At 60.7% G+C, this 20,308-nt stretch carries 16 protein-coding genes and 1 pseudogene; all 17 read right to left on the bottom strand.

The genetic code is table 11. The annotated features are described in order from the left end of the window. Positions 1 to 39 precede the first annotated feature (39 nt). Positions 40 to 747 carry a 2-C-methyl-D-erythritol 4-phosphate cytidylyltransferase gene (gene ispD, locus F6S12_RS22900; protein WP_152685984.1) on the bottom strand — a complete coding sequence of 236 codons (708 nt, stop codon included), beginning with the start codon at positions 745 to 747 and terminating at the stop codon, positions 40 to 42. Beyond that, positions 744 to 1,022 carry a cell division protein FtsB gene (ftsB, locus tag F6S12_RS22895; RefSeq protein ID WP_011059544.1) on the bottom strand — a complete coding sequence of 93 codons (279 nt, stop codon included), beginning with the start codon at positions 1,020 to 1,022 and terminating at the stop codon, positions 744 to 746. Before ftsB ends, ispD begins: the two co-directional genes overlap by 4 nt. Positions 1,023 to 1,194: 172 nt before the next feature. Next, complete coding sequence (eno, locus tag F6S12_RS22890; RefSeq protein ID WP_011059543.1) at positions 1,195 to 2,484, bottom strand: phosphopyruvate hydratase; 1,290 nt, start codon at positions 2,482 to 2,484, stop codon at positions 1,195 to 1,197. Between the two features lie 155 nt (positions 2,485 to 2,639). After that, complete coding sequence (gene kdsA, locus F6S12_RS22885) at positions 2,640 to 3,485, bottom strand: 3-deoxy-8-phosphooctulonate synthase (protein WP_011059542.1); 846 nt, start codon at positions 3,483 to 3,485, stop codon at positions 2,640 to 2,642. 5 nt (positions 3,486 to 3,490) lie between these two features. After that, positions 3,491 to 5,122 (bottom strand): CTP synthase, encoded by a 1,632-nt coding sequence (locus F6S12_RS22880; protein WP_011059541.1) that lies wholly within the window; start codon positions 5,120 to 5,122, stop codon positions 3,491 to 3,493. Positions 5,123 to 5,396: 274 nt separating this feature from the next. Next, the gene (gene tilS, locus F6S12_RS22875; RefSeq protein WP_152685983.1) at positions 5,397 to 6,713 is read right to left on the bottom strand and encodes a tRNA lysidine(34) synthetase TilS; all 1,317 of its coding nucleotides are present in this window, start codon (positions 6,711 to 6,713) and stop codon (positions 5,397 to 5,399) included. A gap of 133 nt (positions 6,714 to 6,846) precedes the next feature. Then, the gene (locus F6S12_RS22870; RefSeq protein WP_011059539.1) at positions 6,847 to 7,794 is read right to left on the bottom strand and encodes an acetyl-CoA carboxylase carboxyltransferase subunit alpha; all 948 of its coding nucleotides are present in this window, start codon (positions 7,792 to 7,794) and stop codon (positions 6,847 to 6,849) included. Between the two features lie 139 nt (positions 7,795 to 7,933). Beyond that, the gene (gene dnaE, locus F6S12_RS22865; protein WP_053149264.1) at positions 7,934 to 11,455 is read right to left on the bottom strand and encodes a DNA polymerase III subunit alpha; all 3,522 of its coding nucleotides are present in this window, start codon (positions 11,453 to 11,455) and stop codon (positions 7,934 to 7,936) included. Positions 11,456 to 11,524: 69 nt separating this feature from the next. Beyond that, entirely contained in the window at positions 11,525 to 12,157 is a 633-nt protein-coding gene (gene rnhB / locus F6S12_RS22860; protein WP_015634336.1) for a ribonuclease HII, read from the bottom strand. Positions 12,158 to 12,174: 17 nt separating this feature from the next. Beyond that, on the bottom strand, positions 12,175 to 13,299 hold the full coding sequence (gene lpxB, locus F6S12_RS22855; RefSeq protein WP_015634335.1) for a lipid-A-disaccharide synthase: 1,125 nt from the start codon (positions 13,297 to 13,299) through the stop codon (positions 12,175 to 12,177). A 2-nt stretch (positions 13,300 to 13,301) separates the two neighbouring features. After that, positions 13,302 to 14,078, bottom strand: coding sequence for an acyl-ACP--UDP-N-acetylglucosamine O-acyltransferase (gene lpxA / locus F6S12_RS22850; protein ID WP_011059535.1), 777 nt, complete (start codon positions 14,076 to 14,078; stop codon positions 13,302 to 13,304). Beyond that, entirely contained in the window at positions 14,075 to 14,515 is a 441-nt protein-coding gene (fabZ, locus tag F6S12_RS22845) for a 3-hydroxyacyl-ACP dehydratase FabZ (protein ID WP_007924058.1), read from the bottom strand. Before fabZ ends, lpxA begins: the two co-directional genes overlap by 4 nt. Positions 14,516 to 14,624: 109 nt before the next feature. After that, positions 14,625 to 15,680 (bottom strand): UDP-3-O-(3-hydroxymyristoyl)glucosamine N-acyltransferase, encoded by a 1,056-nt coding sequence (gene lpxD / locus F6S12_RS22840; protein WP_123473867.1) that lies wholly within the window; start codon positions 15,678 to 15,680, stop codon positions 14,625 to 14,627. A 3-nt stretch (positions 15,681 to 15,683) separates the two neighbouring features. Beyond that, positions 15,684 to 16,187, bottom strand: coding sequence for an OmpH family outer membrane protein (locus F6S12_RS22835; protein ID WP_011059533.1), 504 nt, complete (start codon positions 16,185 to 16,187; stop codon positions 15,684 to 15,686). A gap of 45 nt (positions 16,188 to 16,232) precedes the next feature. Beyond that, a complete protein-coding gene (gene bamA / locus F6S12_RS22830) occupies positions 16,233 to 18,623 on the bottom strand; it encodes an outer membrane protein assembly factor BamA (protein WP_125062631.1) in 2,391 nt (796 codons plus the stop codon). 74 nt (positions 18,624 to 18,697) lie between these two features. Further along, positions 18,698 to 20,050 carry a sigma E protease regulator RseP gene (rseP, locus tag F6S12_RS22825; RefSeq protein ID WP_065364548.1) on the bottom strand — a complete coding sequence of 451 codons (1,353 nt, stop codon included), beginning with the start codon at positions 20,048 to 20,050 and terminating at the stop codon, positions 18,698 to 18,700. A 49-nt stretch (positions 20,051 to 20,099) separates the two neighbouring features. Further along, positions 20,100 to 20,308 (bottom strand): annotated as a pseudogene (locus F6S12_RS22820) (1-deoxy-D-xylulose-5-phosphate reductoisomerase); the annotation flags it as partial.

Below are 20,308 nucleotides of genomic sequence, written 5' to 3'. Positions count from 1 at the left end.
CCTGCACCAGCAGCTACAAGGTGCAGCGCAAGCCAGCAGTCAGCGGCGGTTGGACCAGCGCTGGCGCAACCATTCCAGGTCTTCGGGACGGGTGACCTTGAGGTTATCCGAGCGGCCTTCGATCAGGCGCGGCGCCTGGCCGGCCCATTCCATCGCCGAAGCTTCATCGGTAATCGCCACATCGGCCACCAGGCTGTCGGCCAGGGCACGATGCAGGGCACCGAGGCGGAACATCTGCGGTGTGTAGGCTTGCCAGATCAAACTGCGGTCAACGGTTTCCAGCACTCGACCGTGCTTGTCCACACGTTTCAGGGTGTCCCGGGCCGGAACTGCGAGCAGCCCCCCCACCGGGTCATCCACCAACTCACCCAGCAGTTTGTCCAGGTCATCCCGGGAAAGATTGGGCCGGGCGGCATCGTGAACCAGCACCCAGTCGTCATCGGCAGCGCCCTGGGCGTGCAGATGGAGCAAGGCATTGAGCACCGAGCCGGAACGCTCAGCACCACCGTCGACCCGCTGGATCCGCGAATCATGGGCGCAAGCCAGGGCCGGCCAGTAAGGATCATCAACCGCCAGGCTGACCACCAGCCCCTTGAGGCCGGGGTGGTCGAGAAAGCAGCCCAGGCTGTGTTCAAGAATTGTGCGTCCACCCAGTTGCAGGTACTGCTTGGGGCGGTCCGCGGCCATGCGGGCACCAACGCCCGCGGCAGGAATCACGGCCCAGAAGGCCGGCAATACGTCGCTCATTGGGCCAACTGGTAGAGGGTTTCACCCTCCTTGACCATACCCAACTCATGACGAGCCCGTTCTTCCACGGTCTCCATGCCTTTTTTCAGCTCCATGACTTCCGCATCGAGTACGCGATTTCGTTCCAGCAAACGCTCGTTTTCAGCGTGCTGGTCGGCAATCTGCTGAGTCAGGTCAGCAACCTGGGCCAAGCTGCCGTTCCCCACCCACAGGCGGTACTGCAAGCCAGCCAGCAGCAAGAGCAAGACCAGGAACAACCAATTGGGACTGCGCATCGAATATCGGGTATCCAGTGAAAAAAGACAGCCATGCCAACAACTTCGGACCTACTGATAGCACGAAGCCTGGAAGACCCAGGCTTGTGCTCTTAAGGCATCAGATTAGTGGCAAAAAACTCGCTGTAGCGATTTTCCCGACACAATCCGGTGTCTTTTTACCATCTACTGCTTAGCCGCGAAACTCACCGCGACCGTTGTACTTGGCCTTGCCGTTCAATTGCTCTTCGATACGCAGCAATTGGTTGTACTTGGAAACGCGGTCGGAACGGCACAGGGAGCCGGTCTTGATCTGGCCAGCCGAGGTACCCACGGCCAGGTCGGCGATGGTCGAATCTTCGGTTTCACCGGAACGGTGGGAGATCACCGCAGTGTAGCCGGCAGCCTTGGCCATCTGGATGGCCTCCAGGGTTTCGGTCAGGGTGCCGATCTGGTTGAACTTGATCAGGATCGAGTTGGCGATCTTCTTGTCGATGCCTTCTTTCAGGATCTTGGTGTTGGTCACGAACAGGTCGTCGCCGACCAGTTGAACCTTCTCGCCGATCTTGTCGGTAAGGATTTTCCAGCCGGCCCAGTCGGACTCGTCCAGGCCGTCTTCGATGGAGATGATCGGGTAGCGCTGGGTCAGGCCTTTGAGGTACTCGGCGAAACCTTCGGCGGTGAACACCTGGCCTTCGCCGGACAGGTTGTACTTGCCATCTTCATAGAATTCGCTGGCAGCGCAGTCCAGGGCCAGGGTCACGTCGGTGCCCAGGGTGTAACCGGCGTTGGCCACGGCTTCGGAGATCACTTTCAGAGCGTCTTCGTTGGAAGCCAGGTTCGGTGCAAAACCGCCTTCGTCACCCACTGCGGTGTTCAGGCCACGGGCCTTCAGCACGGCTTTGAGGTGATGGAAGATTTCAGTGCCCATGCGCAGGCCTTCCGAGAAGGACTTGGCGCCAACCGGCTGCACCATGAACTCCTGGATGTCGACGTTGTTATCGGCGTGCTCGCCACCGTTGATGATGTTCATCATCGGTACCGGCATCGAGTAGACGCCCGGAGTGCCATTGAGGTTGGCGATGTGGGCGTACAGCGGCAGGTCCTGGTCCTGAGCGGCGGCCTTGGCAGCAGCCAGGGACACGGCGAGGATCGCGTTGGCGCCCAGGGTGGCCTTGTTCTCGGTACCGTCGAGCTTGATCATGGCCTGATCCAGGGCCTTCTGATCGATCGGGTCCTTACCCAGCAGCAGGTCGCGGATCGGACCGTTGATGTTGGCTACCGCCTTGAGCACGCCCTTGCCCAGGTAACGGCTCTTGTCGCCATCACGCAGCTCCAGCGCTTCGCGCGAGCCGGTGGAAGCACCGGACGGCGCGCATGCACTGCCGATGATGCCGTTGTCGAGAAGCACGTCCGCTTCGACAGTGGGGTTGCCACGGGAGTCGAGAACTTCACGACCTTTGATGTCGACGATTTTTGCCATTGTTGTAAACACTCCAAAGTTGACGAAAACGACGCAGCTGTAGGAAATCTTTTACCGTCGGCAAGGCGGGGAAAGCGGGCAGTCTTGCAGACGATAAGGCTCAGGCCCGGGGGCCTGAGCAATAATCGTGCGGTACTTTACCGGAGAAATCGGTTTTACGCGGTTTCTACCGTCGGAAAACTCTTGACCAGCTCGTCCAGGGCCTTGAGCTGGGCCAGGAACGGCTCGAGCTTGTCCAGGCGCAGGGCGCAAGGACCGTCGCACTTGGCGTTGTCCGGATCCGGATGGGCTTCGAGGAACAGCCCGGCAAGAGACTGGCTCATGCCGGCCTTGGCCAGGTCGGTGACCTGGGCCCGGCGACCGCCAGCGGAGTCGGCGCGACCACCCGGCATCTGCAGGGCGTGGGTCACATCGAAGAACACCGGGTATTCGAACTGCTTCATGATGCCGAAGCCGAGCATGTCCACGACCAGGTTGTTGTAGCCGAAGCTGGAACCGCGCTCGCAGAGGATCAACTGATCGTTGCCCGCCTCTTCGCACTTGCTCAGGATGTGTTTCATTTCCTGGGGTGCGAGGAACTGGGCTTTCTTGATGTTGATCACCGCGCCGGTCTTGGCCATGGCCACCACCAGGTCGGTCTGCCGCGAAAGGAAGGCCGGCAGCTGGATGATGTCGCAGACTTCGGCGACCACGGCAGCCTGGGCCGGCTCGTGGACGTCAGTGATGATCGGCACGCCAAAGGCCTGCTTCACGTCTTCGAAAATCCGCATGCCTTCTTCCAGGCCCGGGCCACGGTAGGAGGTCACCGACGAACGGTTGGCCTTGTCGAAACTGGCCTTGAACACGTAGGGGATACCGAGCTTCTCGGTGACCCGCACGTATTCTTCACAGACCTGCATCGCCATGTCGCGGCTTTCCAGCACGTTCATGCCGCCGAACAGCACCATCGGCTTGTCGTTGGCGATCTCGATGTTGCCTACGCGGATGATCTTCTGCGCCATCAGGGTCACGCCTTCTTCTGGTGTTGAGCCAATGCTGCTTTGACGAAACCGCTGAACAGTGGGTGGCCGTCACGGGGAGTCGAGGTGAACTCGGGGTGGAACTGGCAAGCGACGAACCATGGATGATCCTGGGCCTCGACCACTTCAACCAGCGCGCCGTCACCCGAGCGACCGGAGATCTTCAGGCCAGCTTCGATCAGTTGCGGCAGCAGCTTGTTGTTCACTTCGTAGCGGTGACGGTGACGCTCGATGATCACGTCCTTGGCGTAGCAGTCGTGGACCTTGGAGCCCGCTTCCAGCAAGCATTCCTGAGCGCCCAGACGCATGGTGCCGCCCAGGTCGGAAGCTTCGGTACGCACTTCAACGGCACCGGTGGCGTCTTCCCACTCGGTGATCAGGCCGACGACCGGATGGCCGCTGGTGCGATCGAACTCGGTGGAGTTGGCGTCTTTCCAGCCCATGACATTACGGGCGAACTCGATGACCGCCACTTGCATGCCCAGGCAGATACCCAGGTACGGCACCTTGTTCTCGCGAGCGTATTGCACCGCGGTGATCTTGCCTTCCACGCCACGCAGGCCGAAACCGCCTGGAACCAGGATCGCGTCGACGCCTTCCAGCAGCGCGGTGCCCTGGTTCTCGATGTCTTCGGAATCGATGTAGCGCAGGTTGACCTTGGTACGGTTGGTAATGCCGGCATGACTCATCGCTTCGATCAGCGACTTGTAGGCGTCCAGCAGTTCCATGTACTTGCCGACCATGGCGATGGTGACTTCGTGCTCTGGGTTGAGCTTGGCGTCCACCACTTTTTCCCACTCGGACAGGTCAGCACCGTTGCACTGCAGGCCGAAACGCTCGACGACGAAATCGTCCAGGCCCTGGGCGTGCAGCACGGCCGGGATCTTGTAGATGGTGTCGACGTCTTCCAGGGAGATCACCGCACGCTCTTCAACGTTGGTGAACAGCGCGATCTTGCGGCGCGACGACACATCCACCGGATGGTCGGAGCGGCAGATCAGCACGTCCGGCTGCAAGCCGATCGAACGCAGCTCTTTTACCGAGTGCTGGGTCGGCTTGGTCTTGGTCTCGCCAGCGGTGGCGATGTACGGAACCAGCGTCAGGTGCATCAGCATCGCGCGCTTGGAACCGACTTCCACACGCAGTTGACGGATGGCTTCGAGGAACGGTTGCGACTCGATGTCACCCACAGTACCGCCGATTTCCACCAGGGCCACGTCGGCATCGCCGGCGCCCTTGATGATGCGACGCTTGATCTCGTCGGTGATGTGCGGAATCACCTGGATGGTGGCACCCAGATAATCACCACGGCGCTCCTTGCGCAGCACGTGCTCGTACACGCGGCCGGTGGTGAAGTTGTTGTTCTGGGTCATGGTCGTGCGGATGAACCGCTCGTAGTGGCCCAGGTCCAGGTCGGTCTCGGCGCCGTCGTGGGTGACGAACACTTCACCGTGCTGGAACGGGCTCATGGTGCCCGGGTCGACGTTGATGTACGGGTCCAGCTTGAGCATGGTGACCTTAAGCCCCCGCGCCTCCAGGATGGCCGCCAATGAAGCCGAGGCAATGCCTTTCCCCAATGAAGAAACAACACCGCCCGTGACGAATATGTAGCGCGTCATGAAAAACCCTAGAAGTCTGCGTTAAAGCGGTCAGTGCCGCCGGGGAAAGCGAAGGAAGGCCGAAGCCCCCGATCACCTGCATTAATCACAGTGCACCTTTCAAAAAAACCGCCGCGTGGTGACAGACCGGATGCAAAAACACCGGTAGGTTGCTCGCTACACATTTTTTGGAATCGCCCAGCAAAGACTGCTTGGTAATCGGCAACTCCTGCAATTCAGGCGAATCCACAGAAGTTGTATCAAGAAGGGAGCGTAGTCTACCGGAAAGCCCCTTTCAGCTCAAACCTTGATCGCTGGTTGGTGGCAGCCATTGCAATGGCCAGCCACCCTGGGGGTTTGTCGCAAGTGCCGGCAGGTTCGCCACCGCGAGCAAGCGGTCGTCCTGATACAGCAGCGGCAATCTGCCACGGACGAAACCCGGCAGCCCGCTTTCATTGAGCAAACGCTTCAAGTCCCGATGGCCGCGGCCGGCCAGGTGCATGATCTCGCCCCCCTGGCGATAGCGGATATGCAGCGACCCGGTCGGCACTGGCCCAGGGAACGACACCTGACCGTTGCCCGGCAGATGCAAGGGCTTTTGCGGATCGAGCCACTGCAACCGTCCGTCGACCGGTTGCAGCCAGCTGCCGGACAGCCACCAGACTCGCCCTGCCGCACGATGCAACTCGCCATCGGCCAAACGCCACACCGGTCGCCCTTCGGCACCCGCATCTCGCAGGCTGTCCCAGCCACGCCAGTGATCGGTATCCGGCAAACGGCCAAACCGGCTCAACCAATGGCTCAAGGCATTGCGTTGGCGCGCGCCCGACAAAGACTGCAAAGGTGCCAGAGCCAGTGAGGGCAGATCCAGCCAGGGCCAGACGCTAGCACCGCGGGCTGCATCCAGATCCATGAGCGCCAGCTCATCGAGCAGGCCCTGGGCTTCATTCAAGTGCGCGGCGCTGCGGCTCATGCTGAGTGCCGCCTGGGGCCAGCGCGCGGTAATCGCCGGCATGACCTGGTGGCGCAGGTAATTGCGCGAATACTGATGATCGGCGTTGGACGGGTCTTCGACCCAGCTCAACTGATGCTCCACGGCGTAGCACTGCAGTTCGGCACGTGACACATCAAGCAAGGGTCGCAGCAGGTGCCCGTCGCCCAATGGCCGCGCTGACGGCATTGCCGACAAGCCCCTGACTCCGGCACCGCGCAGCAGGCGGAACAGCAGCGTTTCCGCCTGGTCGTCACGATGCTGCGCCGTCAGCAGCACTTCAGTGCTCGCCGTGAGCCGTGCGAAAGCGCCATAGCGTGCCTCGCGGGCGGCGCGCTCCAGGCTGGCACCGGCTGGCACCTGGACGCGAAGCACCTGCAGCGGCACCCCCAGCGCATCACAGAAGGCCTGACAATGCTCCGGCCAAGCGTCGGCCGCAGCCTGAAGCCCATGATGGATATGCACAGCCGAAAGTGGAGGAAGGCGATGGTGCTGCGCCAGATCGGCGAGCAGATGCAACAGGACGGTGGAATCCAGGCCACCGGAGAAAGCCACGCGCCAACTCCTGGAGTCGCGCCAGGGCGCGAGGCTTTGCAGTAGTTTGGCGGAGAGAGCGTTCATGACGTGTTCAAGACCTGTAGGAGCGGCCGGGTGGCGTACTGCTTGCCCGCATAAGCAACAACGCCGCCATCGAATCGATGGCGGCGCCTGGGTCGCGAACGAGCGTGCCCCTACAAGGGGAGGCAGTGCTCGATCAGAGACCGTAGCTCATCAGGCGGTCATAGCGACGGGCCAGCAAGGTGTCGTTGTCCATTTCCTTGAGCATGGCCAGCTGCGTGCTGAGTTCGGCACGGATCGAGGCCGCTGCGGCAGCCGGATCCCGATGGGCACCGCCCAATGGCTCGCCGATGACCTTGTCGACAATACCCAGGCCTTTGAGGCGCTCGGCGGTAATACCCATGGCTTCGGCGGCATCGGCAGCCTTTTCCGAGGTTTTCCACAGGATCGATGCGCAGCCTTCCGGCGAGATCACCGCGTAGGTGGAGTACTGCAGCATGTTCAACTGGTCACAGACACCGATGGCCAAGGCACCGCCAGAACCACCTTCACCGATCACGGTGGCGATGATCGGAGTCTTCAGGCGCGCCATGACTCGCAGGTTCCAGGCAATGGCCTCGCTCTGGTTGCGCTCTTCAGCGTCGATGCCCGGATAGGCGCCCGGAGTGTCGATGAAGGTCAGGATCGGCATCTTGAAGCGCTCGGCCATTTCCATCAGGCGGCAGGCCTTGCGGTAGCCTTCCGGACGCGGCATGCCGAAGTTGCGGCGGACCTTTTCGCGTACTTCACGGCCTTTCTGGTGCCCGATGATCATTACCGGCTGCTCGTCCAGGCGAGCAACGCCGCCTACGATGGCGGCGTCGTCAGAGAAGTGGCGATCGCCATGCAGCTCGTCGAACTCGGTGAAGATGTGCTGGATGTAGTCCAGGGTGTACGGGCGACGCGGGTGCCGCGCCAGACGTGCGATCTGCCAGCTGGTGAGCTTGCCGAAGATGTCCTCGGTCAGGGTGTTGCTCTTGTCCTGCAGGCGGGAAATCTCATCGCCGATATTCAGCGAATTGTCATTACCGACCAAGCGCAACTCTTCGATCTTGGCTTGCAGGTCGGCGATCGGCTGTTCGAAATCAAGAAAATTCGGGTTCATAGGCGTCCGTCTGGGCTCGACGTCCAAGGGAGCTTGGGCCGGCCGGTTGTCTATTCGCGCCCTACCTTAAGGGACGGACGCGTTGAGGTCGAGATTAAAAATTCAAGTGACGATGAGGCGCAATGATGGCACCTCACCGTCAACGGTATTGGAGGAAGACGTTGTCTCGCCCGAACTGGTCACGCAGGGCTTGAATCAAGCTGTCCGCCGGATCGATCCGCCAGTTCTCGCCAAACTGCAGCAGGGCCTTGGCGTCATCCCGGGTGTACTCCATGGTGATCGGGCATGCGCCGCGGTGGCGCTTGAACAGATCACCCAGCCAGCGTAGCTGATCGCCCTTCAGGGCATCGCTGTGGATCTTCAGGCGCAGGCTTTCCGCCAGGTTGGTCCGCGCATCCTCCATGCTCATCACCCGCTTGACCCGCAGGCGCAGGCCGCCGGAGAAGTCGTCGTTGCTGACCTCGCCCTCCACCACCACCATGGCGTCGGTCTGCAGCAGCGACTGCGCCGAGTGGAACGCATCGGCAAACAGCGAGGCTTCGATCCGCCCCGAGCGGTCGTCGAGGGTGATGAAGCCCATCTTGTCGCCCTTTTTATTCTTCATCACCCGCAGGGCGATGATCATGCCAGCCACGGTCTGGGTATCCCGGGCCGGCTTCAGGTCGATGATGCGCTGGCGGGCGAAACGACGGATCTCGCCTTCGTATTCGTCGATCGGGTGCCCGGTCAGGTACAGCCCCAGGGTGTCTTTCTCGCCTTTCAGGCGTTCCTTGAGGGTCAGTTCCTTGGCCTTGCGATGGTTGGCGTAGACATCCGCATCCTCATCGACGAAGACCCCGCCGAACAGATCGGCGTGGCCGCTGTCGTGGGTACGGGCGGTCTGCTCCGCGGCCTTGATCGCTTCTTCCATGGCCGCCAGCAGCACGGCGCGGTTCTGGTCGATATTGGCCTGGTAGGCCTTGGGCTCATCGAAGAAGTGCGGCCCCAGGCGGTCCAGGGCGCCGCTTCGAATCAAGCCGTCCAGGGTCCGCTTGTTGATGCGCTTGAGGTCGACCCTGGCGCAGAAATCGAACAGATCCTTGAAAGGGCCTTCCTCGCGGGCTTCGGTGATGGCTTCCACCGGCCCCTCGCCGACGCCCTTGATCGCGCCCAGGCCGTAGACGATGCGACCTTCGTCGTTCACCGTGAACTTGAACTCGGAGGTGTTCACGTCCGGCGCGTCGAGGCGCAACTTCATGATCCGCACTTCCTCGATCAAGGTCACGACCTTGTCGGTGTTGTGCATATCCGCGGAGAGTACCGCCGCCATGAACGGCGCCGGGTAGTGCGCCTTGAGCCAGGCGGTCTGGTACGACACCAGGCCGTAGGCGGCGGAGTGGGATTTGTTGAAGCCGTAGCCGGCGAACTTTTCCACCAGGTCGAAGATGTTGCCCGCCAGGTCCGCATCGATGTTGTTGCTGGCGCAACCCTCAATGAAGCCGCCACGCTGCTTGGCCATCTCCTCGGGCTTTTTCTTACCCATGGCTCGACGCAGCATGTCCGCACCGCCCAGGGTGTAGCCGGCCATGACCTGGGCAATCTGCATCACCTGTTCCTGGTACAGGATGATGCCGTAGGTCGGTGCCAGTACCGGCTGCAGGCCGTCGTACTGATAGTCCGGGTGCGGGTAGGCCAGTTCGGCGCGGCCGTGCTTGCGGTTGATGAAGTCATCCACCATGCCCGATTGCAGCGGCCCCGGACGGAACAGGGCCACCAGTGCGATCAGGTCTTCCAGGCAGTCGGGCTTGAGCTTCTTGATCAGCTCCTTCATGCCCCGGGATTCAAGCTGGAATACCGCGGTGGTTTCAGCTTTCTGCAACAGGCTGTAGGTCGGCTTGTCGTCCAGCGGAATAAAGGCGATATCCAGCGGTTCCTCGCCGACCTTGGCGCGGTCGCGGTTAATGGTTTTCAGCGCCCAGTCGATGATGGTCAGGGTCCGCAGACCGAGGAAGTCGAACTTCACCAGGCCAGCAGCCTCGACGTCATCCTTGTCGAACTGGGTCACCAGGCCGCCGCCTTCTTCGTCGCAGTAGATCGGCGAGAAGTCGGTAAGCTTGGTGGGCGCGATCACCACGCCCCCGGCGTGTTTACCGACGTTGCGCACCACGCCCTCGAGCTTGCGCGCCATCTCCCAGATTTCCGCCGCCTCTTCATCGACCTTGATGAAGTCCCGCAGGATCTCCTCTTGCTCGTAGGCTTTTTCCAGGGTCATGCCGACTTCGAAGGGGATCATCTTCGACAGACGGTCGGCCAAGCCGTAGGACTTGCCCTGCACCCGCGCCACGTCACGGACCACCGCCTTGGCCGCCATGGAACCGAAGGTGATGATCTGGCTCACCGCGTTGCGGCCGTATTTCTCGGCCACGTAGTCGATCACCCGGTCGCGACCGTCCATGCAGAAGTCGACGTCGAAGTCGGGCATGGAGACCCGTTCCGGGTTAAGGAAACGTTCGAACAGCAGGTCGTATTCCAGCGGATCGAGGTCAGTGATCTTCTGCACATAGGCCACCAGGGAACCGGCACCCGACCCCCGGCCCGGACCTACCGGTACGCCGTTGCTCTTGGCCCACTGGATAAAGTCCATAACGATCAGGAAGTAACCGGGGAAGCCCATCTGGATGATGATATCCAGTTCGAAATTCAGCCGGTCGACGTAGACCTGACGCTTGGCCTCGTAGTCCTCGGTGGTGTCCTTGGGCAGCAGCACGCTGAGGCGCTCTTCCAGGCCGTCGAAGGAAACCTTGCGAAAATACTCATCGATGGTCATGCCATCGGGAATCGGGTAGTCAGGCAAGAAGTGCTTGCCCAGCTTGACCTCGATGTTGCAGCGTTTGGCGATCTCGACAGTGTTTTCCAGCGCCTCGGGCAGGTCACTGAACAGCTCGGCCATTTCTTCGGCGCTTTTCAGGTACTGCTGGTCGCTGTAGTTCTTTGAGCGGCGCGGATCGTCCAGGGCCCGGCCTTCACCGATGCAAACCCGGGTTTCGTGGGCTTCGAAGTCTTCCTGCTTGATGAAACGCACGTCGTTGGTAGCCACCAGCGGCGCGCCGATCTTGTCGGCCAGGGCCACCGCGGCGTGCAATTGCTCTTCGTCGTTGGGGCGGTTGGTACGCTGCACTTCCAGGTAGAAGCGCTCGGGGAATACGGCCATCCACTCCCGGGCCAGGGTCTCGGCAACCTCGAGATCGCCGGCGATCAGGGCCATGCCGATCTCGCCCTCCTTGGCCGCCGAGAGCATGATCAGGCCTTCCGCGGCCTCCGCCACCCACTCACGCTCGATGATGATCTGGCCGTTGCGCTGGCCATCGATGAAGCCGCGGGAAATCAGCTCGGTCAGGTTGCGATAACCCACGGCGTTCATCACCAGCAGGCTGATGCGGCTCAGGGGGTTATCCGGGTCCTTGTTCGACAGCCACAGGTCGGCGCCGCAGATCGGCTTGATCCCCGCCCCCATGCTGGTTTTATAGAACTTGACCAGGGAACACATGTTGTTCTGGTCGGTGACCGCCACCGCCGGCATGCCCATGCCGGCCAGCGCCTTGACCAGCGGCTTGATCCGCACCAGACCGTCGACCAGGGAATATTCAGTGTGCAGGCGCAGGTGAACGAATGAAGCCGGCATAGTGATCCTGTAATAAGCGCGAAAACAACAAGGCCCGGATTGTACCGGGCCTCGACTAAAACATCAGCCTCAGGACTGAATCTCGCCCAGCGCCTCGCGGGCTTCGTAGGCTTGCCGCACCGGAGCGAAAGAGCGCCGGTGAATCGGTGTCGGCCCCAGGCGGGCCAGGGCTTCCAGATGCACCGGGGTCGGGTAGCCCTTGTGGCCACCGATGCCATATCCCGGATAGATCAGCTCGAAAGCGGCCATTTCTCGGTCACGGCTGACCTTGGCCAGGATCGATGCCGCGGCAATCGCCGGAACCTTGCTATCGCCCTTGACCACCGCTTCAGCCGGCATCGCCAGCTTCGGGCAACGGTTGCCATCGATCATCGCCAGCTTCGGGGTCACACTCAGCCCCTCCACCGCGCGCTGCATGGCCAACATGGTGGCATGGAGGATATTCAGCTCGTCGATTTCCTCGACCTCAGCCCGGGCGATGCACCAGCTCAGGGCTTTCTCGCAGATTTCGTCGAACAGCTTCTCGCGCCGGGCTTCGGTGAGCTTCTTCGAATCGTTGAGGCCGAGAATCGGCCGCGTCGGGTCGAGAATCACTGCCGCGGTGACCACTGCACCACACAAAGGGCCGCGGCCGACCTCATCGACCCCGGCCACCAGGTCCTCGGCGTCCGCCACCAGGGTGAAATCCAGGCCCATTTGCATTTTCGGGTTACTCACAGTCATTTGCCGATCAGCCCAAGCACGGCTTGCGCGGCCTGGTTGGATGCGTCGCGACGCAAGGTTCGGTGGATCTCGTCAAAGCCGCGAGTCTGCTCTTCACCACCTTCGATCAGCGGCGACAAGGTCTGGGCCAGAGCATCGGCCGTGGCATCGTCCTGCAGCAGCTCAGGCACCAGGAGGCGCTGGGCCAGCAGGTTCGGCAGGGAAATGTACGGGCTCTTGACCATGCGCTTGAGAATCCAGAAGGTCAGCGGCGCCAGGCGATAAGCCACGACCATCGGGCGCTTGTAGAGCAAGGCTTCCAGGGTCGCGGTACCGGAGGCGATCAACACCGCATCGCAAGCAGCCAGCGCCTTGTGGGACTGGCCATCGAGCAACGTCAGTGGCAGATCACGATTGGCCAGCAACTGCTCCAGCTGGACCCGCCGCTCCGGGCTGGCGCAAGGCATGATGAAACGCACGCCGGGGCGCATGGCCCGCAGGCGCTGAGCGGCATCGAGGAACAAGGCGCCCAGGCGCCCTACTTCGCCACCGCGACTACCGGGCATCAAGGCCACCAACGGCCCTTCTGGCAACCCCAGCTCCGCGCGTGCAGCGGCTCGATCGGCCTCCAGCGGAATGGCATCGGCCAGAGAGTGACCGACGAACTTCACCGGTACCCCCTTCTCTTCATAGAAGCGGGCTTCGAAGGGGAACAGGGTCAGCATCAGGTCGCAGCCTTCGCGGATCTTCAGCACCCGCTTCTGCCGCCAGGCCCAGACCGAAGGACTGACGTAGTGCACGGTCTTGATCCCGGCCTGACGCAGCTTGAGTTCGATATTCAGGGTGAAATCCGGGGCATCGATACCGATAAACACATCCGGCTTTTCAGCAATCAGGGTCTGGATCAGCTTCTTGCGTCGAGCCAGCAGCTCACGCAGGCGCCCAAGCACCTCTACCAGCCCCATGACCGCCAGGCGCTCCATGGGGAAGTAGGAAACAAGGCCTTCGGCCTCCATCAGCGGACCACCGACCCCTATGAATTCGACGGCCGGGTGCTGAGCCTTGAGAGCTCGCATCAAACCGGCGCCGAGAATGTCGCCGGAGGCTTCGCCAGCCACCAGCGCAATACGCAGAGTGCTCATGATTAACGGGTGATGCCGCGAGTCGAGGACTGGATCGAGTCACGAAAGACCGCGACTTCAGGGAACTGTGCAGCCGGCTCGGCCAGCTCGGCCAAGGCCTGATCAACCGTCAGCCCCTGGCGATAGACCGTCTTGTAGGCACGACGCAGCGCGTGGATCGCATCTTCGCTGAAGCCGCGACGGCGCATGCCTTCGAAGTTCATGCTGCGGGCTTCGGCGGGGTTGCCGAATACGGTGACGAATGCCGGCACGTCCTTGCCGATGGCGGTGCCCATGCCGGAAAAGCTGTGGGCGCCGATATGGCAATACTGATGCACCAGGGTGAAACCGGAGAGAATCGCCCAGTCATCCACATGCACATGGCCGGCCAAGGCGGTGTTGTTGACCAGGATGCAGTGGTTACCGATAACACTGTCATGGCCGATGTGGGCATAGGCCATGACCAGGTTGTGATCACCCAGAGTGGTTTCGGAACGATCCTGGACGGTGCCACGGTGAATGGTCACGCCTTCGCGGATCACGTTGTGGTCACCGATCACCAGGCGGGTTTCCTCGCCCTTGTATTTCAGATCAGGCGTGTCCTCACCTACCGACGAAAACTGGTAGATGCGGTTGTGCTTACCGATCCGGGTAGGGCCCTTGAGAATCACATGGGGCCCGATCACTGTACCCTCGCCGATTTCCACACCAGCGCCGACGATCGACCACGGGCCAACCTCAACGTCGTCGGCCAGGACGGCCGTCGGATCGATGATTGCGCGAGGGTCAATCAAACTCATAGTTTGCGTTCCGCACAGATGATCTCGGCAGAGCACACCGGCTTGCCGTCGACCGAAGCCTGGCATTCGAACTTCCAGATCTGGCGCTTGCAGCTGATGAACTTGGCTTCAAGGATCAGCTGGTCGCCCGGCAGCACCGGCTGGCGGAAGCGCAGCTTGTCGGAACCGACGAAGTAATAGAGGGTGCCGTCGGCGGGCTTCACGTCGAGCATCTTGAAACCGAGAATGCCCGCAGCCTGAGCCATGGCCTCGATGATCAGCACGCCCGGCATGATCGGGTGCGCAGGGAAGTGACCATTGAAGAACGGTTCATTGATGCTGACATTCTTGTAGGCACGAATGCACTTGCCTTCAACATCCAGGTCCACTACCCGATCCACCAACAGGAAAGGGTAACGGTGAGGCAAGTATTCGCGAATCTCGTTGATGTCCATCATTTCGGGGGGAAGCCTGTAGTAAAGAGTGGGAGCGCGCGACTAACGCACGCTCCTCTAGCAAATCAAGGAGGCAGTCTAGCGGCTGTGCACACTTGATATGGAAATGGTATCAGCCATCAGATGAAGCATTGCCGCCGGGGGTCACGTCCCCAACGCGCTTTTCCAACTGACGCAAGCGCCGTGCAAGGTCATCCAGCTGGCGGATGCGTGCCGCGCTTTTGCGCCACTCGGCAGCAGGCTGCATGGCCGTACCGGAAGAGTAGGCGCCCGGTTCGGTAATCGAGTGGGTCACCATGGTCATCCCGGTGAGGAATACGTTGTCGCAAATATCGATATGCCCAACCAGGCCCACGCCACCGGCGAGCATACAGTGCTTGCCGATCTTGGTACTGCCGGAGATCCCCACACAAGCAGCCATGGCGGTGTGATCACCGACCTGGACGTTGTGGGCGATCTGGATCTGGTTGTCCAGCTTCACGCCATTGCCAATGACGGTATCGGCCAGGGCACCGCGGTCGATCGCCGTGTTGACGCCGATTTCCACATCGTCACCGATGGTCACGCCGCCAATCTGGGCGATTTTCTGCCAGACGCCTTTTTCATTGGCAAAACCAAAGCCTTCACCCCCCAGCACAGCACCTGACTGAATGACCACACGCTTGCCGATACGCACGTCGTGGTACAGGGTCACCCGTGGTGCCAGCCAGCCACCTTCGCCGATTTCGCAACGGGCGCCGATAAAGCAGTGAGCGCCGATGGTCACACCTGCAGCAATCCGCGCACCGCTCTCGATCACGGCAAAGGGGCCAATGCTGGCCGCAGGATCTACCTGCGCATCAGCGGCAATCACCGCAGAAGGATGAACACCTGCCTGTGCCTTTGGCTTGGGATCGAACAAATGGGAAATGCGCGCATAGGCCAGGTAGGGATCGGCCACTATCAGTGCGTCACCGGCATAGGCTTCGGCATCCGCGGCCTTCAACAGCACCGCGCCGGCGTGGCAATCCACCAGGTACTTGCGGTACTGGGGATTTGCCAAAAAGCTCAACTGAGCTGGGCCAGCCTCCTGCAAGGTGGCTAGCCCAGTGATTTCCTTCTCCCCGTCGCCACTCAAGGTGGCGCCGAGGAACTCGGCCAACTGGCCGAGCTTTATGGTCGCGGTCATGGCTTACTTCAGCTGATTCATACGCTCGATAACCTGGCGAGTGATGTCGTACTGAGGTTTGACATCAATCACTGCGCCACGCTCGAAGACCAGGTCGAAACCGCCTTTCTTGATGACTTCTTCCACAGCGCTGTCCAGCTTCGGCTTCAGCTGCTTGAGCATTTCGCGGTCGGCAACGGCTTTGGCTTCGTTCAGCTCCTTGGACTGGAACTGGAAGTCACGGGCCTTTTGCTTGAACTCGAGCTCCAGGCGTTCACGCTCGCCCTGCTGCATCTTGTCGCCACCGGCCACCAGACGGTCCTGGATGCCTTTGGCGCTGCTTTCCAGAGTCTTCAGCTTGGTCAACTGCGGACCGAACTTTTTCTCGGCATCCACGGCGTACTTCTTGGCTGCGTCAGATTCCAGCAGGGCCATCTGATAGTTCAGGACGGCGATTTTCATTTCGGCAAATGCCGGGCTCGCGACCAGAACGGTGGCCAGGAGAACCAATTGAGTCAACTTACGCACGATGCACTCCTACAAAATCCATTGTCGTTATCTTGGATCAGGCTATTAGAAAGTCTGACCGAGAGAGAATTGGAACACCTGGGTTTCAGCGTCATCCGGTTTCTTGATCGGCATCGCCAGGGCGAAGCTCAATGGACCCAGAGCGGTGACCCAAGTCACACCGACACCAACCGAACTGGCCAGATTGCTCAGGCTGATATCGTTGCACTGCGTTTTCACGTTCGACGCCGCAATGGTGTTGGACGTGCTTTCACAGCGAGAGTTGAAGACGTTACCCACATCCCAGAACAAGGAGGTACGCAGCGAGCGCTGATCCTTGACGAAAGGCAACGGGAACAGCAACTCGGCACCACCCTGGATCAATACGTTACCGCCGAATGGCAGTGGATCCTGGTCCGGGTCGGCAGCCGTACCGACGTTACCGGTTACACCAGCACCACGACTAGGAGTACTGCGTGGGCCCAGAGTGCTGTCCTTGAAGCCACGTACCGAGTTGAAGCCACCAGCATAGTAGTTCTCGTAGAACGGCAAGCCCTTGGTATCACCAAAGCCGTCGCCATAACCCAGCTCGGTATGGAAGCGCATGGTGTAGTTCTCACTCAACGGCGTGAACAACTGGCCACGGTAGTCGAGCTTGAAGAACGACAGATCGCTGCCCGGGGTGGTGGTTTCCAGCACCAGGCTTTGCGAGTGACCGCGGGTCGCCAATACGCCTTTGTTCAGGGTCGATTCGGACCAGCCGGCCGAGGCCTTGAAGTTCAGGTAGCTGTCGCCCTGCTTGTTCACGAAGTCGAAGATTTCGTCGACGGTGTACAGGCCGGTCTTGATCTTGTCCTGCTGCGCAGTCAGACCGAAGGTCAGACGCGAAGTCTCGCTGATCGGGTAGCCCACGCTGACGCCGGCACCCAGGCTGTCCACCGCATAGCTGGCCACGTCGACGTCGAGGTCTTTGTAGTCAGTGGTGCGATAGAAGGCGTTGTAGCCCAGGCTCACGCCATCGGCGGTCCAGTAGGGGTCTACGTAGCCGAAGTTGTAGCGGCTCTGGTATTCGCTGCGGGTCAGGCCGATGCTGACCTTGTTACCGGTACCCAGGAAGTTGTTCTGGGTGATCGAACCACCGAGGATCAGGCCCGCGCTCTGGGCAAAACCGACGCTGGCGGTGATCGAACCGGACGCTTGTTCTTCAACCGCGTAGTTCACGTCTACCTGGTCATCCACACCCGGCACGGCCGGGGTCTCGACGTTGACTTCCTTGAAGAAGCCCAGGCGCTCAAGACGAGTCTTGGATTGATCGATCAGGTAGGTCGAAGCCCAGCCGCCTTCCATCTGGCGCATCTCGCGACGCAGCACTTCGTCCTCGGACTTGGTGTTGCCACGGAAGTTGATGCGGTTGACGTAGGCACGCTTGCCCGGGTCCACCACAAAGGTGATGTCCACGGTGTGGTCTTCATCGTGAGGCTGAGGCACGCCGTTCACGTTGGCGAAGGTATAACCCTCGTTGCCCAGGCGGCGAGTGATGAGTTCGGAAGTGGTGGTCATCAGCTTGCGCGAGAACACCTGGCCCTTCTCCACCAGCAGCAGCGCCTTGACCTGGTCTTCAGGGACTTTCAGGTCACCGCTGAGCTTCACGTCACGAACGCTGTACTTCTCGCCTTCGTTGACGTTGACGGTGATGTAGACGTGCTTCTTGTCCGGGGTGATGGACACCTGGGTCGAGGCGATATCCATGTTGATATAGCCACGATCCAGATAGTAGGAACGCAGACGCTCCAGGTCACCGGAGAGTTTTTCACGGGCGTACTTGTCATCGTTCTTGAAGAACGACAGCCAGTTGGTGGTCTTGAGTTCGAACAGGCCGATCAGGTCTTCATCGGGGAAGACGGTGTTGCCTACCACGTTGATGTGCTGGATGGCTGCGACTGTGCCTTCGTTGATCTTGACCTTCAGGCCAACCCGGTTACGTGGCTGCGGCACGACTTCGGTTTCAACGGTGGCCGAGTAACGGCCCTGAGCGACATACTGACGCTGCAGCTCGTTGCGCACGCCTTCGAGGGTCGCGCGCTGGAAGATTTCACCTTCCGCCAGGCCGGACTGCTTGAGCCCTTTCATCAGGTCGTCAGTGGAGATCGCCTTGTTGCCTTCGATCTCGATACTGGCAACCGACGGACGTTCGACTACCGTGATGACCAGGACGTTGCCATCGCGGCCCAGCTGGATGTCTTGAAAGAAACCGGTTTTGAACAGCGCACGAGTGGATTCCACCAGGCGACGGTCGTCCGCCTGCTCGCCGACGTTCAACGGCAAGGCACCAAAGACGCTACCCGCGGAAACGCGCTGGAGGCCGTTGACGCGGATATCGGAGATAGTGAAGGACTCGGCGTGAACTTCGGCGATCATCAATACGGTGAGAACCGCAGTTAGCAGCAGACGTTTCATGAAGTCCTTTCTTATTCCAACTGGCAATAAACAAACTGCCGCAAAATGCGGCAGATTCGCAATTCAGCGAAGCGTTACAGACGACCCAGATCGTTGACCAGAGCAAGCAGCATGACTCCGACCACCAAGCTGATACCGATCTGTATCCCCCAACCTTGCACCCGATCCGACAAGGGACGACCACGCGCCCACTCAATCAGATAAAACAGCAAATGCCCCCCATCCAGTACCGGGATGGGCAACAAATTCAGAACACCCAGGCTAATACTCAGATAAGCAAGGAAATTCAAGAAATCAGCAATGCCCGACTGGGCAGAAGCGCCCGCCACTTTAGCAATGGTTATCGGTCCACTCAAGTTTTTTACCGAGAGCTCGCCGAACAACATTTTCTTCAGCGATTCGAGGGTCAGAACGCTCATGGTCCAGGTCCGTCGGGCCCCTTCACCAATCGCCTCCAACGGCCCGTAGCTGACCTCGCGAAGCATCTGCGGCGGCCAATCCACCGCTTTCACCCCGGCCCCCAGGTAGCCATTTGGCGCTTTGCTTTCGCCGCGGCTGGCCAAGGTCACGGGGACGTCGATTTGAGCACCATCGCGCTCGACATGCAGCACAATTTTCGTATCAGGGTGCACACGGACCCAATCCACCACTTGCTGCCAGTCATTGAGCGACTGGCCATCAAGGGCCAACAGACGATCGCCGGTTTTCAGGCCAGCGGCCTGGGCCGGGCCCTTGGGGTCAAGTTCAGCCAGCACCGGAGGCAGGGCCGGACGCCACGGACGAATGCCCAGGGAGCGAATCGGATCCGGCTCATCAGCCCCTTTCAACCATTTGTCCAATTCCAGCTGGCGCGGCGAATCCACAGTGGCGCCCTGCTCACGCACCAGCACCTGCAGTGCACCGCTTTCACCCAGGCGCCGCACCAGTTGCAGGTTCACGGCCGCCCAGCCGGTAGTCGGCTCGCCGTCGATGGCGACGATTTCCTGGCCGGCACTGAGCCCGGCCTTGGCAGCAATACTGCCAGCCTCTACATCACCGATGACCGGCCGCACCTGCTGGCTGCCCAGCATCGCCAGGGCCCAGAAAAACACCAGTGCGAGGAGGAAGTTGGCAATCGGACCGGCAGCAACAATCGCGATACGCTGGCGAACCGACTTGCGGTTGAAGGACTGATCGAGCTCCTCGGCAGCTACCTCGCCTTCACGCTCATCCAGCATCTTCACGTAGCCGCCCAGCGGGATAGCGGCGATGACGAACTCGGTGCCGCGACGATCATGCCAGCGCAGCAAGGGCATGCCAAAGCCCACGGAGAAGCGCAGAACCTTGACGCCACAGCGACGGGCGACCCAGAAGTGACCGAATTCATGGAAGGTGACCAGCACACCCAGGGCTACCAGGGTGCCGACAATCATATAGAGCGCGCTCATCTACTTTCTCCGCAATCCTATTCGCCGCCACTCGCCCCGGTCGCGAATCCTATCGCCCGTTACGCTGCAACCATTGTTGCGCCAGGACTCGAGCCCTGGCGTCTGCCGCAAACACTGCGTCGAGTTCATTGACTGCGACCACAGGCTCACGGGTTAAAACCTCATCGATGATACTCGCGATCTCCGGGTAGCGGATGCGCCGCTCGAGAAACGCCGATACCGCCACCTCATTGGCCGCATTCAGCATGGCCGGAGCGC

This window comes from Pseudomonas sp. JV245A (genome assembly GCF_032424515.1).
Taxonomy (GTDB): Bacteria; Pseudomonadota; Gammaproteobacteria; order Pseudomonadales; family Pseudomonadaceae; genus Aquipseudomonas; species Aquipseudomonas protegens.
This window is presented reverse-complemented; position numbering and strand designations above follow the sequence as displayed.